This window comes from Mycobacterium sp. (assembly GCF_036490025.1).
GTDB lineage: Bacteria > Actinomycetota > Actinomycetes > Mycobacteriales > Mycobacteriaceae > Mycobacterium.
In genome coordinates, this window is the sequence record NZ_DASXEP010000174.1 from 1 (window position 1) to 18,530 (window position 18,530).

Annotated in this window: 17 protein-coding genes; 6 read left to right on the plus strand and 11 right to left on the minus strand. The window is 66.7% G+C overall.

What is annotated here, in order from left to right; translation table 11 throughout:
- The 3 genes from VGG53_RS20175 to VGG53_RS20185 all read right to left on the minus strand — a co-directional run.
- A partial coding sequence (locus VGG53_RS20175; protein WP_331519864.1) for a phosphoadenosine phosphosulfate reductase family protein occupies positions 1-327 on the minus strand: 327 nt, incomplete at its 3' end.
- Positions 324-1,127, minus strand: a complete 804-nt coding sequence (stf0, locus tag VGG53_RS20180) for a trehalose 2-sulfotransferase (RefSeq protein WP_331519865.1) — start codon at positions 1,125-1,127, stop codon at positions 324-326. The genes VGG53_RS20175 and stf0, both read right to left, overlap by 4 nt.
- A 71-nt stretch (positions 1,128-1,198) precedes the next feature.
- A complete protein-coding gene (locus VGG53_RS20185; RefSeq protein WP_331519866.1) occupies positions 1,199-2,806 on the minus strand; it encodes a PucR family transcriptional regulator in 1,608 nt (535 codons plus the stop codon).
- An 83-nt stretch (positions 2,807-2,889) separates the two neighbouring features.
- On the opposite strand from VGG53_RS20185, the gene pruA reads away from it, so the two are divergent.
- From pruA to VGG53_RS20200, 3 genes are all read left to right on the plus strand, one after another.
- Positions 2,890-4,521, plus strand: a complete 1,632-nt coding sequence (pruA, locus tag VGG53_RS20190) for an L-glutamate gamma-semialdehyde dehydrogenase (protein WP_331519867.1) — start codon at positions 2,890-2,892, stop codon at positions 4,519-4,521.
- Positions 4,522-4,534: 13 nt separating this feature from the next.
- A complete protein-coding gene (locus VGG53_RS20195; RefSeq protein WP_331519868.1) occupies positions 4,535-5,497 on the plus strand; it encodes a proline dehydrogenase family protein in 963 nt (320 codons plus the stop codon).
- A 170-nt stretch (positions 5,498-5,667) separates the two neighbouring features.
- Positions 5,668-6,852 carry a zinc-dependent alcohol dehydrogenase gene (locus tag VGG53_RS20200; RefSeq protein WP_331519869.1) on the plus strand — a complete coding sequence of 395 codons (1,185 nt, stop codon included), beginning with the start codon at positions 5,668-5,670 and terminating at the stop codon, positions 6,850-6,852.
- On the opposite strand, the gene VGG53_RS20205 is transcribed toward VGG53_RS20200, so the two are convergent.
- The 8 genes from VGG53_RS20205 to VGG53_RS20240 are packed head-to-tail and all read right to left on the minus strand — an operon-like array spanning position 6,849 to position 13,528.
- Positions 6,849-7,460: a TetR/AcrR family transcriptional regulator gene (locus VGG53_RS20205; RefSeq protein WP_331519870.1), complete on the minus strand. Its 612-nt coding sequence runs from the start codon at positions 7,458-7,460 to the stop codon at positions 6,849-6,851. The two genes, VGG53_RS20200 and VGG53_RS20205, sit on opposite strands and share 4 nt — an antisense overlap.
- A gap of 3 nt (positions 7,461-7,463) precedes the next feature.
- The gene (locus VGG53_RS20210; RefSeq protein ID WP_331519871.1) at positions 7,464-8,636 is read right to left on the minus strand and encodes a lipid-transfer protein; all 1,173 of its coding nucleotides are present in this window, start codon (positions 8,634-8,636) and stop codon (positions 7,464-7,466) included.
- Positions 8,633-9,097 carry a MaoC family dehydratase gene (locus VGG53_RS20215; RefSeq protein WP_331519873.1) on the minus strand — a complete coding sequence of 155 codons (465 nt, stop codon included), beginning with the start codon at positions 9,095-9,097 and terminating at the stop codon, positions 8,633-8,635. Before VGG53_RS20215 ends, VGG53_RS20210 begins: the two co-directional genes overlap by 4 nt.
- Positions 9,094-10,218, minus strand: coding sequence for an acyl-CoA dehydrogenase family protein (locus VGG53_RS20220; RefSeq protein ID WP_331519874.1), 1,125 nt, complete (start codon positions 10,216-10,218; stop codon positions 9,094-9,096). Before VGG53_RS20220 ends, VGG53_RS20215 begins: the two co-directional genes overlap by 4 nt.
- Positions 10,219-10,224: 6 nt before the next feature.
- Positions 10,225-10,623 (minus strand): Zn-ribbon domain-containing OB-fold protein, encoded by a 399-nt coding sequence (locus VGG53_RS20225; protein ID WP_331519875.1) that lies wholly within the window; start codon positions 10,621-10,623, stop codon positions 10,225-10,227.
- Entirely contained in the window at positions 10,623-11,165 is a 543-nt protein-coding gene (locus VGG53_RS20230) for a MaoC family dehydratase (protein WP_331519876.1), read from the minus strand. Before VGG53_RS20230 ends, VGG53_RS20225 begins: the two co-directional genes overlap by 1 nt.
- On the minus strand, positions 11,162-12,367 hold the full coding sequence (locus VGG53_RS20235) for an acyl-CoA dehydrogenase family protein (protein ID WP_331519877.1): 1,206 nt from the start codon (positions 12,365-12,367) through the stop codon (positions 11,162-11,164). The genes VGG53_RS20230 and VGG53_RS20235 overlap by 4 nt, the downstream gene beginning before the upstream one ends.
- A 3-nt stretch (positions 12,368-12,370) precedes the next feature.
- Positions 12,371-13,528 (minus strand): cytochrome P450, encoded by a 1,158-nt coding sequence (locus tag VGG53_RS20240; RefSeq protein WP_331519881.1) that lies wholly within the window; start codon positions 13,526-13,528, stop codon positions 12,371-12,373.
- 239 nt (positions 13,529-13,767) lie between these two features.
- Here VGG53_RS20240 and VGG53_RS20245 point away from each other — a divergent pair, with 239 nt between their 5' ends.
- The 3 genes from VGG53_RS20245 to VGG53_RS20255 all read left to right on the plus strand — a co-directional run.
- Entirely contained in the window at positions 13,768-15,231 is a 1,464-nt protein-coding gene (locus VGG53_RS20245; RefSeq protein ID WP_331519878.1) for an aldehyde dehydrogenase family protein, read from the plus strand.
- Positions 15,228-17,510, plus strand: coding sequence for a CoA transferase (locus VGG53_RS20250; RefSeq protein ID WP_331519879.1), 2,283 nt, complete (start codon positions 15,228-15,230; stop codon positions 17,508-17,510). Before VGG53_RS20245 ends, VGG53_RS20250 begins: the two co-directional genes overlap by 4 nt.
- Before the next feature lie 9 nt (positions 17,511-17,519).
- Positions 17,520-18,530 (plus strand): AMP-binding protein (locus VGG53_RS20255; protein ID WP_331519880.1); only part of this gene is annotated, 1,011 nt, incomplete at its 3' end.

The window sequence follows — 18,530 nt, forward strand, 5'->3', positions numbered from 1 at the left end:
GCGGCCCGGGTCGGGTACGCGACCGTTGTCGATCGACTCCTGAACCGAAGCGACAATCAGCTGGTGGCCGTGGTCGCTGACGCGGCGGTCCCGGAACTCGATGACTTCCGGAAAGTTGTGGCCGGTGTCGACGTGCATGACCGGAAACGGCAACGGCAGCGGACGGAAAGCCTTCTCCGCCAGACGAAGTAACACGATGGAGTCTTTGCCGGCCGAGAACAACAGCACCGGCCGCTCCAGTTCGGCGACCACCTCCCTGATGATGTGCACCGCCTCGGCTTCCAGCAGCCGCAGCTCGTCGACGCGCTCGTCGCCAGCGCGAATCATAGTGGTAGCCCCTCTCTTTCGGCGTCCGCGCGGTAGCGGTCCACCCATTCGTCGGAACGCTTGTCGGCCTGGCGCTCCAAGACCGGCTCCGGCGCCAGTCGCGGGTCGAGCCCCAATGACTCGAGGATGGTCGCCACCGTCGTCGTCAGATTGCGCCACAGCGCGGGATACGAAATCTCCAGTGGCTCGACGACTTCTTCGGCGAACCAATTCCGCCAGCCCTCATCCTGGGCCCGCATCATGGTGATGACATGTGCGATGGCGCCCGCGTGGTAGGTAGCGCGTGCGTCCCGGACGGGATCAGGTCGCCCGCGCCAGACCCGCGTCTGCACCGCCCGCCAGAACGACACCGCCTGTGACACGACGTCCGGTCGGTACACGTAGATCAGTAGCGGATCCTGCCCGACGACATCGCGGATCGCGGCCAGCAGGCCGTCACCTGATCGATGGGGCAGCTCGCCGGCGCGGTCCTGCAGCAGCGGCGTCTGGTTCCACATGAGCTTGCCGCCCCAAACCCCGTTGGGTGTCCGGCCGACCGTGCGGATGTAATCGCGCCAGATCTCCGGCGGCGCGAGGTCCGGCTTGCCCTCGTCCAATGGATCGAGCAGCGTCAGGATCGAATCGTCCCCGGTGCCGGCGAACCACTCCCGCGGCTGCGGGGCTTGGCTGGTGGTCGGCAGATACTGGAAAAACTCCTGCGGCTCGCCGGCCACGCCGGTTGCTCGCAGCGATTCGACCAGCAGGGTGCTGCCGCTTCGTTGGGAGGCCAGCACCAAGTATGCCGACGGGTGATCTGCCACGTTGAAAGGTTAGCTGACGGAGAATTGTTGCAACGCTTGCAATTACCCTCACGGTGAACATAACTATTGCGTCAGCTGCGTTCCAGCACGCGTAGGCCCAGGGAAAGAAGCAGTCGCGCATCGGGATCGGCCAACGACGTGGCCAGCAGCGTCGCTATCCGGCGGACCCGGTAGCGAACGGTATTGGGGTGGACGTGCAGTTGCTGTGCGGCACCCGCGACGTCACCGAAACTGTCCAGATACGCCCGCAGCGTCTGGGCCAATACCGGGTCGTGGGCTTGGAGGTCGCGCACGCGCGGGTCCACCAGCCGCTCGTCGGCGCCGACCATCGTGACGATCTCGTCGAGCAGCACGGTGCTGCGCGCCTCGGCCACCGAGGTCACCGTGCCGAACGAATCCGGATGGCGCCCAGCACTATCCAGCACGCGATCCACTTCGGCGCGCACCGCGGGCAGGCCGGCCAGCCCGGGCAGCGGCGCGGCGACCACCGCCCGCAACGGCAGGCCCAGCTCAGCGTCCAAAGCGGCGATGGTGCCGCGAATCCAGGAGTGCAGTGCCGACCGCTTGGTGGTATGCGGAAGCAGGACATAGACCCGCGATCCGCGCGACCCCACCTGAGCATCCGCACGAAAAGCGTTGGCGCTCAATGCAAGCACATCGGCCAGCCGATCGTGGCGGCCGGGGCCGTGGAACGCGATCAACGCTGCATCACCGTCGGCGGCGATGCCCAATTCTCGGGTGATCGCGTCCACGTCGACCGGGCCGGGTTCGGCGAGGCCCAGTAGCTGCTGGGCGCGCAACGCATGGGTGGACGGCTTGGCCGCCAGCCGGGACATGATGCGGGCCGCCAGTACCGCGGCTCCGCGCAGCATCTCCTCGGCGTCGTCGGCCAGCGGGCGGGAGCCGTGTTGCACCCAGATGGCGCCGGCGAAACCCGGTGCGCGACGGGCGTCGACACCCGGTTGGTGGATGCCGACGGCCAGCCGCGGTCGCAGTCCCAACTCCGGGCGCTCGGCGACGCGCACCACGTCGCCGCCGGCTCGCAGCGCGTCGAAGATGCCCCACTGGCCGATCCAGATCAGGTGCTCGGGCGGACCGGCGCGACCCAGGATCGACAGCCGCCGCAATTCGTCGGCTTCATCGTTGGATGCCGAATAGGCCAACACATGGGACTGCTCGTCTTCGATGCTGACCATGCCGTGAATACGCTCGGCGAGTGACTGCGCCAGGCTGAACAGGTCGGTGCCGGAGTCGTACCGGGGATCGGACCGAGCCTCGAAACCGGGCGAGTGGTGTTCGAGGACATGGTTGACCAGTCGATACACCCGCTCCCAGCGGGCTCGCGGATCCACAGCCACCACCGCCGTCCCCGTCGCGACAGCCCCGGCGACCAGCGCATCGGAGGGATCCTTGGCGAAGACCGCCACCGGCGGCTGCCCGACCGGCCCGGTGGCAAGCTTGTCCAGCCAGTGTTGAGCCTCGTCGTCGCTCACGCCGAGCAGGAAGAACACGTCAGCCGCGTCCGCCCCCCGGCCCATGCCGAGCCGCACATCGTCGGAATCGATCAGCGCCGCCGCCGCGACGGTCAGGTCCAGGCCGCGAGGCGCCTCGACCAGGCTCGCCATGGTCGTATCCAGGGCCAACAGCAGCTGGCCGAGTCCAACACCCGCAGGGCGCATGTTGTCTGATTCTACTGGAAGAGCACCGCACTCTTGTCCGATAGGCCAAGTCATTCGGGTGCCGCTGCTGAGATTCTTGAAACATGGACGCGATTACCGATGTGCCGCCGCCCCTCAACGAACCAATCCACGACTACGCGCCGAACTCGCCCGAGCGCGCCCGGTTGCAGACCGCGCTCACCTCGCTGGCTGATCACCCGATCGACCTGCCGCACGTCATCGGCGGCGACCATCGAATGGGCGATGGCGAGCGGATCGATGTTGCCGCCCCGCACCGGCACTCATTGACGCTGGGCACCTTGACCAACGCCCAGCACACCGATGCTGCGGCCGCCGTAGAGGCCGCGATGGCGTCCCGAATGCAGTGGGCGGCAACCCCGTTCGACGAGCGCGCGGCGATCTTCCTGCGGGCGGCCGACCTGCTGGCCGGTCCGTGGCGGGAGACGATCGCGGCAGCGACGATGCTGGGCCAGTCCAAAACCGCCTATCAGGCCGAGATCGATGCGCCCTGCGAAATGGTCGACTTCTGGCGGTTCAACGTCGACTTCGCGCGGCAGATCCTGGCGCAGCAACCGCTGAGCGTACGCGGTGAATGGAATCGCACCGATTACCGCCCGCTGGACGGATTCGTCTATGCGATCACGCCGTTCAACTTCACCGCGATCGCTGCGAATCTGCCCACCGCCCCGGCGTTGATGGGAAACACGGTGGTGTGGAAGCCGTCGGTGACGCAGACGCTGTCGGCCTACCTGACCATGCAACTGCTGGAGGCGGCCGGCCTGCCGCCCGGTGTGGTCAATCTGGTCACCGGCGACGGTTATGCGGTATCCGACGTGGCTTTGGCCGATCCGCGGCTGGCCGGCATCCACTTCACCGGGTCGACCGCGACCTTCCAGCGGCTGTGGCAACAGGTCGGTGCCAACATCGAGCGCTACCACAGCTATCCGCGATTGGTGGGGGAGACCGGCGGTAAGGACTTCGTGCTCGCCCACGGCTCGGCTCGGCCGGACGTCTTGCGCACGGCGCTGATTCGCGGCGCGTTCGACTACCAGGGCCAGAAGTGTTCGGCCGCGTCGCGGGCGTTCATCGCGCACTCGGTGTGGCAGCAGATGGGCGATGACTTCCTGGCCGCCACCGCCGAGCTGCCGTTCGGTGACGTCGCTGATCTGACCAACTTCGGTGGCGCACTGATCGACGAGCGGGCTTTCGCCAAGAACGTCAACGCGATCGAGCGCGCGAAAAGTGCGTCCGGAGTCACGATCGCCGTCGGCGGCGAATACGACGACAGCGAAGGCTATTTCGTGCGCCCAACTGTCCTGCTGTCCGACGACCCGGCCGACGAGTCTTTCGTGACCGAGTACTTCGGTCCGCTGATGTCGGTCTACATCTATCCCGACGACGAGTTCGAACGGGTCCTCGATGTCATCGACACCGGATCGCGCTACGCGTTGACCGGGGCGGTGATCGCTGACGACCGCAATGCCGTGCTCGCCGCGCAGAACCGGCTGCGCTTCGCGGCGGGCAACTTCTACGTCAACGACAAGCCGACCGGCGCGGTGGTGGGTCGCCAGCCGTTCGGCGGTTCCCGCGGCTCGGGCACCAACGACAAGGCCGGCTCCGCGCTGAACCTGTTGCGCTGGACGTCGGCCCGCTCGATCAAGGAGACGTTCGTCCCGGCCATCGACCACCGCTACCCGCACATGGCGGCGCAGTGATGGCGGGGCAGTGATGTCCGGATTGTTCGGCAAGACGCTGCGCCCGGCGATACTGGCCGCCGGCCGCTCGCACGGGTTGCAGCACACCGCCGAGCGGCTACGAGTCACCCGCAAGGTGGTGCACCGGTTCGTACCGGGTGCGACGTTGGATCGAGTGCTGGACAGTGCTGCCGCACTGCGTGATTCGGGTCGGCTGGTCAGCGTCGACTACCTGGGCGAGGATGTCACCGACGCCGACGGCGCCACAGCCACCGCGCGTGCCTACCTTCAGCTTCTCGACGCGTTGGGCCGGCGCCCGGATGCCACCCGCGACGGCGTGCGCCCACTGGAAGTGTCGCTGAAGCTGTCGGCGCTGGGGCAGGCGCTGGACTGCGACGGCGATAAGATCGCGGCTGCGAACGCCCACACCATCTGCGAGCGGGCCGAACAGATCGGCGCCTGGGTGACCGTGGACGCCGAGGACCACACCACCACGGATTCCACGCTGTCGATCGTCGCCGATCTGCGGGCCGATTTTCCGTGGCTGGGCGTGGTTTTGCAGGCCTGTCTGCGGCGCACGCACGGCGACTGTGAACAGTTCGCCGCGTCCGGCGCCCGGGTCCGGCTGTGCAAAGGCGCCTACAACGAACCGCTGTCGGTGGCGTATCGGGACGCCGCGGCGGTCACCGCGTCATATCTACGCTGCCTTCGGGTACTGATGGCGGGGCCCGGGTACCCGATGGTGGCCTCGCACGACCCGGCGATCATCGACGCCGTGCGGGGGTTGGCGCGCGAAACCGGCCGAACTTCAGCTGATTTCGAATATCAGATGCTCTACGGTGTCCGCGGCGCCGAGCAGTCTCGGCTGGTCTCCGCGGGCAACCGGGTGCGGGTGTACGTGCCGTTCGGGACCCAGTGGTACGGATACTTCATGCGGCGGCTGGCCGAGCGACCGGCCAACCTGACCTTCTTCATGCGGGCACTGGCGCAGCCGTGACGGTCGCAAGCGCGGCGACGCCGGGCGCAGCGGGCCGTCACTGAAATGCGGCCACTGACGGTCGCAAGCGCGGCGACGCCGGGCGCAGGGGCCGTCACTAAGTTGCGGCAACCACTGACCCCGCCGGCGCCGTCGCGTTTCGGCAGCTGTCAGGCGGGTACGACCTGGGGATGAAAGCAGTCACTTGGCATGGCAAGCGCGACGTGCGCATCGAGTCGGTGCCCGACCCCAAAATCGAAAAATCCACCGACGCCATCATCGAAGTCACCTCGACCAACATCTGCGGTTCCGACCTGCACCTCTACGAGGTCCTCGGGCCGTTTATGAAAGCTGGCGACATCCTCGGTCACGAACCGATGGGAATCGTGCGCGAGGTCGGTGCGGAAACCGGCGACCTCAAAGTGGGGGACCGGGTGGTCATCCCGTTTCAGATCTCCTGTGGGAGCTGTTCGATGTGCAACAAGCAGCTTTACACCCAGTGCGAGACCACCCAGGTGCGTGACCAGGGTATGGGAGCGGCGCTGTTCGGTTACTCGGAACTCTACGGCGAAGTCCCCGGCGGTCAAGCCGAACTGCTACGGGTACCGCAGGCTCAGTTCACCCATATCAAAGTGCCTGAAGGACCACCAGATTCACGGTTCGTCTATCTTTCCGATGTGCTGCCCACCGCCTGGCAGGCAGTTGCGTACGCCGATATCCCCGACGGCGGCTCGGTGACGGTGCTCGGTCTCGGCCCCATCGGGGACATGGCGGCGCGGATCGCCGACCATCTCGGCTACCGGGTGATCGCCGTCGATTTGGTGCCCGAACGGCTGGCCCGCGTCGCCGAGCGCGGCATCCAGACCATCGATCTGAGCCACCTCGAGTCATCGTCGATCGGTGACGCGATCCGCGATCTGACCGATGGGCGGGGTACGGATTCGGTGATCGACGCAGTGGGCATGGAGGCGCACGGTTCGCCGGCGGCCAAGCTGGCCCAGCAGGCGACGGGGTTGTTACCGGACGTGGTCGGCAAGCGGCTGATGCAAACCGCCGGGGTGGATCGGCTCAGCGCGCTTTACTCCGCGATCGACATCGTGCGGCGCGGCGGAACCATCTCGTTGAGCGGCGTTTACGGCGGGATGGCCGATCCGCTGCCGATGCTGACGCTGTTCGACAAACAGATCACCCTGCGAATGGGTCAGGCCAACGTCAAGAGGTGGTCGGACGACATCATGCCGTTGCTGACCGACCATGACCCGCTGGGCGTCGACACGTTTGCCACCCATGTGCTGCCGCTCGACGAGGCCCCGCATGCCTACGACATCTTTCAGAAGAAGCAGGACGGCGCAGTCAAGGTCATGCTGCGGCCCTAAGAGATAGCGGCTCGGCGCGGCCGGGGCCGGTCGTTGGCGAACCCGCGGACTACGTGTGCGCGCACGAAATCGGCGACATCCTCCGGGTCGTCCATGGCCAACGTGGACGACGGTGTACTGAACAGCGAGAACAGGATTCGCGCGAACCATTCACCGGCCGACTGGACGTCGAGGTCTTTGCGGACCTCGCCGGTGAGCTTGGCCGCGGCCAGGTGCGGTGCCAGGAAGTCGACACATTCGCGCAGCAACACCGCGGCGTCCTTGGTGAGCAGCAGGCTGACCGCGTCGACGTCGAAGTATTTCTCCGACGCGATGACGCGTCGCGCCTGAGTCACGAATACCGCTGCGCGGCTGAGCTTGTCCTCCAGCGAGCCGCCCCGGTCCATCGCAAGAGACATTTCGCGATAGAACCACTCGGATGCATGTTCGGCGCAGGCCTCGACAATCGCCGCTTTGTCGCGGAAGTACTCGTAGACCGTGCTGCGGGAGACACCGGCCACTTTGGCGATGTCGACGATCGTCACCTTCTGCAGTCCTTGCTTACGGAAACAGGCATAAGCGGACTCCACGATGAGCTCGCGGGTGTCGGATGCGGTGGCTTGGGTCATCGACTACCCGCCGGGTGCGAGGATCAGGCCGCTGGTGGGGACTCCGGTGCCGGAGGTGACCAATACGTGCTCGACATTGTCGACCTGGTTGTGCGAAGTACCGCGGATTTGGCGCACACCTTCGGTGATGCCGTTCATCCCGTGGATGTAGGCCTCGCCGAGCAGTCCGCCGTTGGTGTTGATCGGCAGCTCGCCGCCCAGCGACAACCGCTCCACGGTGGCGAAGTCGTTGGCTTCGCCGCGCCCACAGAATCCCAGCTCCTCGAACTGGGTGAACACGAACGGCGTGAAATGGTCGTAGATGAACGCGGTTTGGATGTCCTGCGGCTTGAGCCCCGAATCACGCCACAGCTTGGCGGCGACCACACCCATTTCGGGCAGCCCGGTGATGTCCTCGCGGTAGTAACTGGTCATCATCTCGCCGTTGTAGGCCGCGCCCTGGGCGGCCGCCGAGATGACGGCCGGTGGCTGACGCAGATCGCGGGCACGCTCGGCGCTGGTGACGACCAGCGCCACCCCGCCGTCGCTTTCCTGGCAGCAATCCAGCAGTCGCAGGACCGGTTCGATGATCCACCGCGAATTCTGGTGGTCTCCCAGGGTGATCGGCCGTTGGTAGAACCACGCCTCGGGGTTGGTGGCCGCATGAGCGCGGTCGACGACGGCGATCCGGCCGAAGTCCTCGTTGGTCACCCCGTACGTCGACATGTAGCGCTGGGCGTGCAGCGCGACCCACGCTGCGGGAGTGAGCAATCCGAACGGCGCGTAGTGCGCCATGAACAGCGGGGTGTCCGCGCTGGTGCGACCACTACCGCCGAATCGGAAGCCGGAACGTTCATTGAAAGCGCGCCAGCACACCACCACATCGGCGGCCCCGGCGGCTACCGCCATGGCCGCATGCGCGATGGTTCCGGCTGCCGCCCCGCCGCCGTGCGGGACGCGGGAGAAGAACGTCAGGTCGGCGATCCCGACGTTGCGTGCCACGTCGATCTCGTCGCTGGAGTCCATGGTGAACGTGACCATGCCGTCAACGTCGCCGGGTGACAGGCCGGCATCGTCGAGTGCGGCGCTGACCGACTCACACGCCAATTGCAGTTCGCTGCGGCCGGACTCCTTGGAGAACTCGGTCTGGCCGATGCCGGCAATGGCCGTGGTGCCGGCCAGTAGCGAACGGCTCATGCCCGGGCCCCGTCGAGCAGGCTGACAACTGCGGTGCCGGAGACATGATCGCCGAGGCTGTTGGACGCCTTGAACGTCACCTCGACGAAGTTCTCGGCCGGCGGGCCCGCTGAACCGTTGGTCTTGCCGGTGACGCTGCCGGTGAACCGCAGCGGGTCATCCGGAAAGCACGGCACGCCAAGGCGAATCGACAGCTTGGTGATCATCGCCTCGGGACCCGCCCAGTCGGTCAGGAACCGCATGCAGTACCCGTTGGAGGTCAAGATGTTCATGAACAAGTTGGGCGAGCCCGACTTGTTGGCGTAGTCGCGGTCGTGGTGTACCGGCATGAAGTCGCGCGACGCGATCGCGCCGGCGACGATCATCGTGGTAGTGACCGGAATTTCCAGCGGGGTCACCTCGTCGCCCACATCGATGTCACTCCAACGCAAGGTGTCGGTGCGGGCCTTGGCGGTCGTCATAGCCGTCCTTCCGGGTATGTGCTGCCGAGGTGAGCCAGCTGCTGGGTGGCTGACCCCAAGGTGAGCTCGTTGTGCTTGGCCCACAGGAAATAACGATGCAGGGGATAGGTGATGTCGATGCCGATGCCGCCGTGCACGTGCTGAGTGGTGGCGGCGATGCGGGCGCCGGCCTCGGCGGCCCAGAACTTCGCGATGCGTGCCGCCCGGTCGGCCGGTCGCCCCTCCGCGATCAGCCAGGCCGCGTGCCAGGTGGTCCAGCGGATCGCCTCCAGGTCGATGAACGCGTCGGCCATCCGTTGCTGCACCGCCTGGAAGCTGCCGATCGGGCGGCCGAATTGTTCACGCCCGGTGGTGTATTCGGCGGCCATTCGCAACGCACGGTCCGACACGCCGACCTGAATCGCGCACAACCCGATCAGCGCGCGGGTGTAGAGCGCGTTGACCAGGTCGGCGGGCCCGTCAAGCCGGTCCGACGCGGAAACGGTTGCGCCATCCAGGAATACATCGGCGTGCGGTTCCCGGCTCGTGGTGGCCACCGGCCGGATCTCGACTCCGTGGGCGTCGGTTGCCAGCAGGAACAGGCCCGGGTCCCCGTCGTCGGTGGTCGCGGGAATCAGCACGGTGTCGGCGAGCTGGCCGAACGGGACCAGCTCTTTGACGCCGTCCAGCCGCCACGTCGCGCCGTCACGGCGGGCCGTGGTGGTCGGGCTGGTCGGGTCGGAGCGGCCGGGTTCGTGCAGACCGGCGGACAGGATGCGGGTGCCGTCGATGACTCCGGGCAGAACGCGTTGCTGTTGCTCCGGACTGCCGTGCCGCGCGATCGGGTCGGCGCCCAGCACCAGCGTCGAATAAGCGGGAACCGGAGCCACCGCCGCGCCCACTTCGGCCAGCAGCACCCCGAGTTCGACGAAGCCGCCACCTGAAACGCACGAGCCGCCGAATGACTCCGGTAGCGCGATGCCCAGCAGGTCGACACCCGCCAGTTCTTTCCACAGCGCGGCGTCGTAGCGGGGTTCGCCGGCTTCGAGTTCGGTCAACCGCTCCGCAGTGGCGCGCCGCTCGAAGACGTCAGCGGCCAGTTTGCGAATCGTGTCCTGCTCGTCGGTGAAGGTGAAGTCCATGCAGCGTCACCCGGCCGGCCGGAACTGGTGTAGCACCAGGTCGTTGTCGAAAGCCCGGTAGAAGACCTCGACCGGCATGCCGGCGGTGACATCGACCGGGTCGATTTCACACAGGTTCGAAACCAGCCGGACACCCTCGTCCAGCCGTATCAGCGCGACGATATAGGGATAGTCGAAGAACGGGAACTGCGGTTGGTGCGGCATCACGTAGCTGTAGACGGTGCCGCGGCCCGAGGATTCGATCGCTTCCCAGTCCAGCGAACGGCATTTCGGGCACATCGGCTGCGGTGGATTGCGCACCGCGTGACATGCGTTGCAGCGCTGGATCAACAACTTGTGCTCGCGCAGCCCGTTCCAGAAGAATTCGGTGTCCGGGCTGATGGCCGGCGCCAGTCGGGTTGCCATCAGTGGGCCGGCCTGAATCGTAGGACCCGAAAGCGCTGGCGTCCCAGTACTTCACCGTGCTGATCGGTGTAGGTGAGCACCCAGGTCAGGAAGAAGCCGGTGCCCAGCGCCGTCGTCTTCTCGTCGGATACCTCCTCGTACACCGACGTCGCGCTGATGACGTCGCCCAACTTGGGGTAGCGGTTGATCTCGAATTCCGAGTTGGTCGCCACGATGCTGGTGTACCCGGCCTCGTCGAGAAACGCAGTGGGATTACTGGTGATTTCGACGGGGGAGCCGCCGCGCTCACCGATTCCTTCGAGTTTCGGCGCCGGCATCGTCCAGGTCTGCAGCATCACCGGAGGCGACACGATGCCGCCGAACCGGGACTTCGCCGCGAACTCCGGGTCGAGGTAGACCGGGTTCATGTCGTCGAGGGCATGCGCCCAGTGCCGGATCATCGGTTGGTTGACCGGATCCGGTGCCAGCGAAGGCTTTCCGGAGCCGCCGGTGTGCTGGCCGACGAGTGCCTTCAGCTTGCTGTGCAATTCTGAGTCCGTCACTGGGTTGATCCTCCTGATTTGTCCGTGGCGCGAAGGTCACGTGGTGCTCGGGGCATGCCCAATCCGGCCATGGCGATGATGTCTCGTTGGATTTCGTTGGCGCCGCCACCAAATGTGCTGATGACGGCAACCCGGTAGGCTGATTCCAGCGCGCCCCGCAGTGGTGCATCGGCGCCCCGGCGTAATCCGTTGTGGTCGAGCACTTCCAGCAGCTGGCGAGCCACCAGTGGGGCCAGCTCGGTGCCGAAGACCTTCGCCGCCGACGCTTGTCCCATGTTGAGCGCGCCCTTGGTCATGGCGGCGTTGACCCGAAGGTTGATCAGTTTGTAGGCCGCAACCTCCGCCTCGACCCGGGCCAGCGCCTGCTGCACCCACGGCTTGTCGATGACCCGGCCGTCGTCGAGTTCGGTGTCACGTGCCCACTGCAGCGTCTTCTCGAACAGCGGCTCGAGCGCGCCGAGATTGCCCAGCGCCGCGCGTTCGAAGTTCAGCTGGGTGGTGATCAGCTGCCAGCCCTGGTTTTCACCCGCCACGATCGCGCTGGCGGGGACCCTGACGTTGTCGTAGAAGGTGTAGAAGGTGGAGATGCCGGGCATGGTGTGCAGTGGCTGCCAGGAGAATCCGGGCGACGAGGTGGGCACGATGAAGATCGAAATGCCTTTGTGCTTCTTGGCATTCGGGTCGGTGCGCGCGGCCAGCCAAATGTAGTCGGCGTATGCGGCGCCGCTGGTGAACATCTTCTGGCCGTTGAGCAGGTAATCGTCACCGTCACGGACCGCTGTGGTGCGCAGCGATGCGAGGTCGCTGCCGGCTTCCGGCTCGGAGTAGCCGATGGCGAACTCGACATTGCCCGCAAGGATTGCCGGGAGGAACGTCTGCTTTTGCTCCTCGGTGCCGTACTGCATCAGGGTCGGCCCGACGGTATTCAGCGTCACCAACGGTATGGGCGCATTGACCCGCCTGGCCTCTTCGGCGAAGATGAACTGTTCGATCGCCGAGAATCCGCGCCCACCAAACTCTTTGGGCCAACCGACGCCGAGCAGGTCGGCCGCGGCCAGCGCGCGCACGCAGTCGCGTACCGCGGGACCGCCCTCCACGCGTTCGCTGACGGCGGCCTGCCGTTCCGAGGTCATCACCTGTTCCATCGTCGCGCGAATCTCGTCGCGCAACTGCTCTTGCTCGGCGGTGTAGTCGAGTCGCATCGGTCAGACCCCGAGCCTCACCGGCATTCGCTTGACCCCGGGCACCATGGTGGCCCGCATCCGGTCGACCTGGCCGATCAGCTCGAGTCGGGGAAAGCGGCGCAGCAGTTCCTCGAACATCACTGCTGCCTCCAGGCGGGCCAATTGTGCTCCGATGCAGGAGTGTTCACCGCACCCGAACGCGATGTGCGGGTTGGGATGGCGGGTCACCTTGAATTCTTCGGAGTCGGGACCGAAGACGTCCTCGTCGCGGTTGGCAGATTGGTAGAGCATCACCACCACGTCGCCTTCGGCGATGCGCTGACCGCGGATCTCCACGTCGACGGTTGCCGTGCGGGCCATGTGCACCACCGGGCTGTTCCAGCGCAGCATCTCCTCGACGGCGCCGGGAATCAGCGAAGGGTCGTTCACCAGCAGGCGGCGCTGGTCGGGATGGGTGATCAACGCCAGCGTGCCCAGCGCAATCAGATTGCGGGTGGTCTCGTTGCCGGCCACCAGCAACAGAAACGCGAAGTTGAGCAGGTCTTCGTCGGTGAGTCGGTCGCCGTCGATTTCGGCGCCGGCCAGCACCGAGAGCAAGTCGTCGCGCGGCTCGACTCGCCTTGCACCGATCAGCTTCTGGAAGTACTCGAACAGCTGACCGGCCGCCACCAGCGGGTCGAGCTCGATCTCCGGGTCGGCGGTTCCGGTGGCGGCGTCCGACCAGGCCCGGAATTGCTCCCAGTCGTCGGGTGGTGCGCCGATCAGCTCGGCGATCAGCCGGGTGGGCAGCGGAGCGGCGATTTCTTCGGCGAACTCGTGCACCGAATCCGGCTCCAGACCGTTCAGGATGCCGCGGACGATCTCGCGGATCTTGGGCTCGAGCACCGAAACGCGACGCCGGGTGAAGCCGGAGTTGATCAGCTTGCGCATCTGCCGGTGCCGTGGCGGATCGGTGAAGATCAGACTTCCCGGTTGCACCGGGCTCGGCAATGCCGGGTCCGGGATGGTGACGCCCCGGGTCGAGGTGAAGGTGGCCGGGTTGCTCGAGACGAACCGGATGTCTTCGTACTTGAGCAGCGCCCAAAAGTCCGTGACGTCGTTCCAGCACACCGGCGCGGTCTTGCGCAGCTCGCGGTATGCGGGATAAGGGTCCCCGGCGTAGAAGTCCGGGGAGTGCAGCGGGACCGTCGAGCTGGACTTAACCTGCACCAGGCCTCCTCGACAGCCACGATCGTACATTTATACACGATCTGTCCGGTGCACCCTGTTTACTCTGGCGGCACCGATGGTGTCAATATCCTTGCTGTTGAATTGAAATAGCCGCATCAAACCGAGCGAAGCGATATCGAGGATTGACGACCGTGGCCCGACAGGTGTAGACCAAACGTTGAGCCGCCGGACCTTCCAAAGGAATTGACATGGCTGACCCACGCTCACTGATCGACACCTACGCGGTCTACATCGATGGCCGGTGGGTTGACCCCGAGAACGGCCGCTACGACGACATCAGTCCGGCGACCGAGGCGGTGATCGCGTCGGCGCCCGATCCGAGCCATGCCCAGGTCGACAGCGCGATCGTCGCGGCCAGGAACGCATTCGATTCGGGGCCGTGGGCCGATGCGGGTCCCGAGCAGCGGGCGGCGTTCCTCAACCAGCTCGGCGAGGCGCTGTTGGCGCACGCCGACCAGTTCTTCGCGTTGGCGCAACAGGAATGGGGCTGCACAGCAAACGAGCGGGTGATCCACGTCGAAGGCCCGGCGTTCGCGGCGCTGAACGCGGCCGAACTCGCCACTCATCCCGTCGAAGAGCCGATCGACGCGTACGGTGCCGCGGGAAAGACCCTGCTGCGCTATGAGCCGCTCGGCGTGGTGTCGATTCTGACGCCGTGGAACTTCCCGCACACCCTGAATGTGATGAAAGTCTGCGCCGCGCTGGCTGCGGGCAACACCGTGGTGCTCAAGCCCTCGCCGCTGGCACCGCTGGCAGGATTGGCACTGGCTCGAATCATCCACGACCACACCGACATTCCACCGGGCGTTGTCAACGTGGTGACGCCCACCGACATCGAATGCAGCAAGCTGTTGACCGTCGATCCGCGGATCGACATGGTCAGTTTCACCGGAAGCTCGGTGGTCGGCCGCGAGGTGATGGCCGCGGCCGGCGGGTCGATGAAACGGCTACTGCTCGAATGCGGGGGCAAGTCGGCCAGCATCGTGCTCGACGACGTCACGCTCAACGATGAACTGCTGCAGCGGATGCTGTTCGAGTCCTGTTCGTTCCACGCCGGGCAGGCGTGCATCCTGCACAGCAGGATGCTGCTTCCCGACGCGATCCACGACGAGATCGTCGACCGGCTGGTCGCACTGGCCCGCGCGGTGAAGGTCGGCGACCCCACCGATCCGGACGTCCAGATGGGCCCGCTGATCAGCGCCGCGCAGTGCGAACGCGTTGCGGCCCATGTGAATCGGGCGCTCGACGACGGCGCCAAGCTGGTGACCGGCGGCGGCCGGCCGGTCGGCCTGGACGGCGGCTACTACTTCGAGCCGACGATCCTCACCGACGTCACACCGGACGCGACCATCGCCCAGGAAGAGGTATTCGGGCCGGTGCTGTCGGTGCTGCGCCACAGCGGTGACGACGACGCGGTACGGATCGCCAACAACTCGCAATACGGGCTTTCCGGAGCGGTGTGGGGCACCGACGTCGACCGCGCGCTCGCCGTTGCCCGCCGGGTCCGCACCGGCCAGATCGCCGTCAACGGATTCGGCCCGGGCGGTGCGCCTTTCGGCGGATTCAAACAGAGCGGGATCGGCCGGGAAAGCGGCGGCATCATCGGAATTCGTCAGTACATGGAGCCAAAGGCCATGGGACTGCCGGCGTGATAGCTGCGCTTGACGGGCTTCACGTCGTCGAGATCGCCGATGAGATTTCGGGTCCGTACTGCGGCAAATTACTCGTCGACCTTGGCGCTGATGTCACGAAAGTCGAACCGCCAGAAGGTGATCCGCTGCGGCGTTGGGGTCCGTTTCCCGGCGGCGAACCCGACGTCGATCGGTCCGGGTTGTTCGAGTACCTCAACGCCGGAAAACGCGGGGCGTCCCTCGACATGGCCGACGAGCTCATCGCCGACGCCGATGTGCTGATCGAAGCGGGAACCACAGCTCTGCCACAGCTCGACCCCGACCTCGTGGTGGTGCACATCTCAAACTTCGGACAGCACAGCCCGTTTCGCGACCGGGCAGCGACTCCGTTGACGATGCAGGCGGTGTCGGGCTGGATCAGCGCACGCGACCCGGACCGGCCGCCGGTGCAGGCCGGCGCGCGGATCGCCGAATACGTCGCCGGTGCCTACGCCGCCCTGGGCGCGCTGACGGCGCTGCGAAGCGCACCGGCCGGTCGGGTCACCGACGTCGACGTATCGGTGTTGGAGGCACTGCTGTCGACGCTTCCATATCCGATGCTGATGTTCGAGCGCATGCGCGCGCTGGGCTTGCCTACCAATGTGCGCCAGTCTCCGATGCTGGGGGTGGTCCGCGCTGCCGACGGCTGGGTCGGGATCAACTGTCTGACCGGGCAGCACTGGCTCGACGTGTGCGCCATGCTCGGGCTGCCGGAGTTCGGTGAGCAGCAGTTCGCGATCATGATGGGCGGTCCCGAGCGTGCCGAGTTCTACGCCGCGGCCCAGCCGTGGCTGAGCGAGCGGACCGTCGCCGACATCGTCGAACTCAGCCAGGCGCTGCGCATCCCGGCCGCCCCGGTCGCCGACGGCCCTGGCGCACTGGACAATCCGCAATACGCCAAACGGGAGTTCTTCGTCGACGGCGGCGGGAGAGATTGGTCGTTCCGGCGTCCGGGCCCGCCGTTTCGGCTGTCTAAAACGCCGGTGGTGCCCATCGGCCCCGCACCGCGCCTGGGGGATCGGTCAGAGAGCAGTCACCAACCGCGACGCCGGGCCGACCCGGTGGCGGATCCGTCGTTACCGTTCGCCGGACTGAAAGTGCTTGATCTGACCACGTTTTGGGCGGGCGGATATCTAACCTGCTATCTCGGCGCATTCGGCGCCGATGTCGTCAAGCTCGAGTCGATCCAACGGCCGGACGGATTCCGGTATTCGGGCGCTCAGCCGTTCGAGGGCGAGGACTGGTACGAGCGCAGCCCTTTGTGGCAGGCCACCAACCTGAACAAGCGGGACATCACGCTGGATTTGAGCTCGCCGGCCGGCCGCGGCCTCGCCCGTCGGCTCGCCGCGCAGGCCGACGTCGTCGTGGAGAACTTCTCCCCGCGGGTGGTGGAGCGGTTCGGGCTGGACTACGAATCGTTGGCCGCGCTGCGCCCTGACGTGATCGCGGTTCGCATGCCGGGTTTCGGCCTCGACGGCCCGTGGCGCGATTACGTTGGCTGGGCGCTGAACATCGAGCAGGTGTCTGGCATGTCGGCGGTGACCGGCTACCCCGACGGCCCACCGTGCAACGTGCAGGGCCCCGCCGACCCGATCGTCGGTGTGCACGCCGGGGTGGCGTTGCTCGCCGCGCTCGAGCATCGCCGTCGCACCGGCGAAGGCCAGCTAATCGAGGTCGCGCAGATCGAAGTCGGCGCGGCCGTCACCGCCGAGCCGGTGATCGAGTGGTCGATGAACGGCGTCGTCCGCCCGCGCGAGGGCAACCGGCAGCGGGGCCGCTTCCAGGGTGTCTATCCGACCGTCAGCGAGGACGCTTGGGTGGCGCTGTCGGTGCGCGACGACACCGACTGGTCGCGGCTGGCGCGTGTGATGGATCGCCCCGACCTGGCGGCCGATGATCACGACGCCTTCGATGACGCGGTCGCGGCCTGGACGCGAAGACAATCGGCTGCCAATGTCGTTGCCGCCCTTCGGGAATACGACATCCCCGCCGAAGAGGTGACGAGGCCCGAGCGGATGTATGAGCTACCGGGGCTGGACGCCCGCGGGTTCTACGAGGATTTCGAAAGCGCCGTGACCGGCCATCACCGTTATCCCGGGTGGCCGTTTCGGATCACCCCCGGACCGGCTCGTCATCACCGCTTCGCCCCGCCCACGCTCGGGCAGCACAACGACGAAATCCTCGGCGCTCTCGGGTTATCCCGCGGTGAGCTCGATGCTCTGCGCCGCGACCGAGTGATCGGCGAACGGGTGATGAGCTAGCCTGCTGACGTGCTGCTGACCTCGCTGGAACCCGCCGTCGTCGCCGGCGGTCGCGATCTGGCGGACGCCGTCCGCTTCGGCGATGTCACGCTCAGCCGCAGTCACGTGGTCGGGGCCGCCAACTCGGTGGCCGAGCGGGTCGGTGGTGCCGATCGGATCGCGGTGCTGGCCACGCCCACCGCGCCCACTGCGCTGGCCATCGCCGGATGCCTGCTCGCCGGGGTGCCGGTGGTCCCGGTACCGGCCGACGTGGGGCAGGCCGAGCGCCGGCACATCCTCACCGACTCCGGTGCGCAGGCCTGGCTGGGTCCGGTGCCTGACGAGCCGGAAGGCTTGCCACACATCCCGGTGCGGATGGGCGCACGGTCCTGGCACCGCCAGCCCGAGCCGGCGCCGCAGGACACCGCGCTGATCATCTACACCTCGGGCACAACCGGGCCGCCCAAAGGAGTGCAGCTGAGCGCTCAGGCGATCGCCGCGGATCTGGACGCGCTGGCCGAGGCCTGGCAGTGGACTGCCGACGACACGCTCGTGCACGGGTTGCCGCTGTTCCACGTGCACGGCCTGGTGTTGGGCCTGCTTGGGTCGTTGCGAGTCGGAAATCGCTTCGTACACACCGGAAAACCGACGCCGGAAGCGTATGCGGCGGCCCGCGGCACGCTGTATTTCGGTGTGCCGACGGTGTGGTCGCGAGTCGTCGCAGACCAAGCGGCCGCCAAGGCGCTGCGGCCGGCACGCCTGCTGGCGTCCGGCAGCGCCGGATTACCGGTGCCGGTGTTCGACCAGTTGGTCGGGCTCACCGGCCATGCGCCGGTCGAACGATACGGGGCCACCGAGTCGTTGATCACGCTGTCGACCCGCGCCGACGGCGAGCGCCGGCCCGGCTGGGTTGGCCTGCCGCTGGCCGGCATCCAGACCCGCCTGGTCGACGACGACGACAAACCGGTGCCGCATGACGCGGAAACGATTGGGCGACTGCAGGTTCGGGGCCCGACCCTGTTCAACGGCTACCTGAACCGG

Excerpts from the sequence above, each read along its gene's own strand:
- VGG53_RS20235 (WP_331519877.1), bottom strand. The coding sequence starts at position 12,367 with ATGCGACTCGACTACACCGCCGAGCAAGAGCAGTTGCGCGACGAGATT.
- pruA (WP_331519867.1), top strand. The coding sequence starts at position 2,890 with ATGGACGCGATTACCGATGTGCCGCCGCCCCTCAACGAACCAATCCAC.
- VGG53_RS20205 (WP_331519870.1), bottom strand. The coding sequence starts at position 7,460 with ATGACCCAAGCCACCGCATCCGACACCCGCGAGCTCATCGTGGAGTCC.
- VGG53_RS20225 (WP_331519875.1), bottom strand. The coding sequence starts at position 10,623 with ATGGCAACCCGACTGGCGCCGGCCATCAGCCCGGACACCGAATTCTTC.
- VGG53_RS20200 (WP_331519869.1), top strand. The coding sequence starts at position 5,668 with ATGAAAGCAGTCACTTGGCATGGCAAGCGCGACGTGCGCATCGAGTCG.
- VGG53_RS20215 (WP_331519873.1), bottom strand. The coding sequence starts at position 9,097 with ATGACGACCGCCAAGGCCCGCACCGACACCTTGCGTTGGAGTGACATC.
- VGG53_RS20220 (WP_331519874.1), bottom strand. The coding sequence starts at position 10,218 with ATGGACTTCACCTTCACCGACGAGCAGGACACGATTCGCAAACTGGCC.
- VGG53_RS20210 (WP_331519871.1), bottom strand. The coding sequence starts at position 8,636 with ATGAGCCGTTCGCTACTGGCCGGCACCACGGCCATTGCCGGCATCGGC.
- VGG53_RS20245 (WP_331519878.1), top strand. The coding sequence starts at position 13,768 with ATGGCTGACCCACGCTCACTGATCGACACCTACGCGGTCTACATCGAT.
- VGG53_RS20195 (WP_331519868.1), top strand. The coding sequence starts at position 4,535 with ATGTCCGGATTGTTCGGCAAGACGCTGCGCCCGGCGATACTGGCCGCC.
- VGG53_RS20185 (WP_331519866.1), bottom strand. The coding sequence starts at position 2,806 with ATGCGCCCTGCGGGTGTTGGACTCGGCCAGCTGCTGTTGGCCCTGGAT.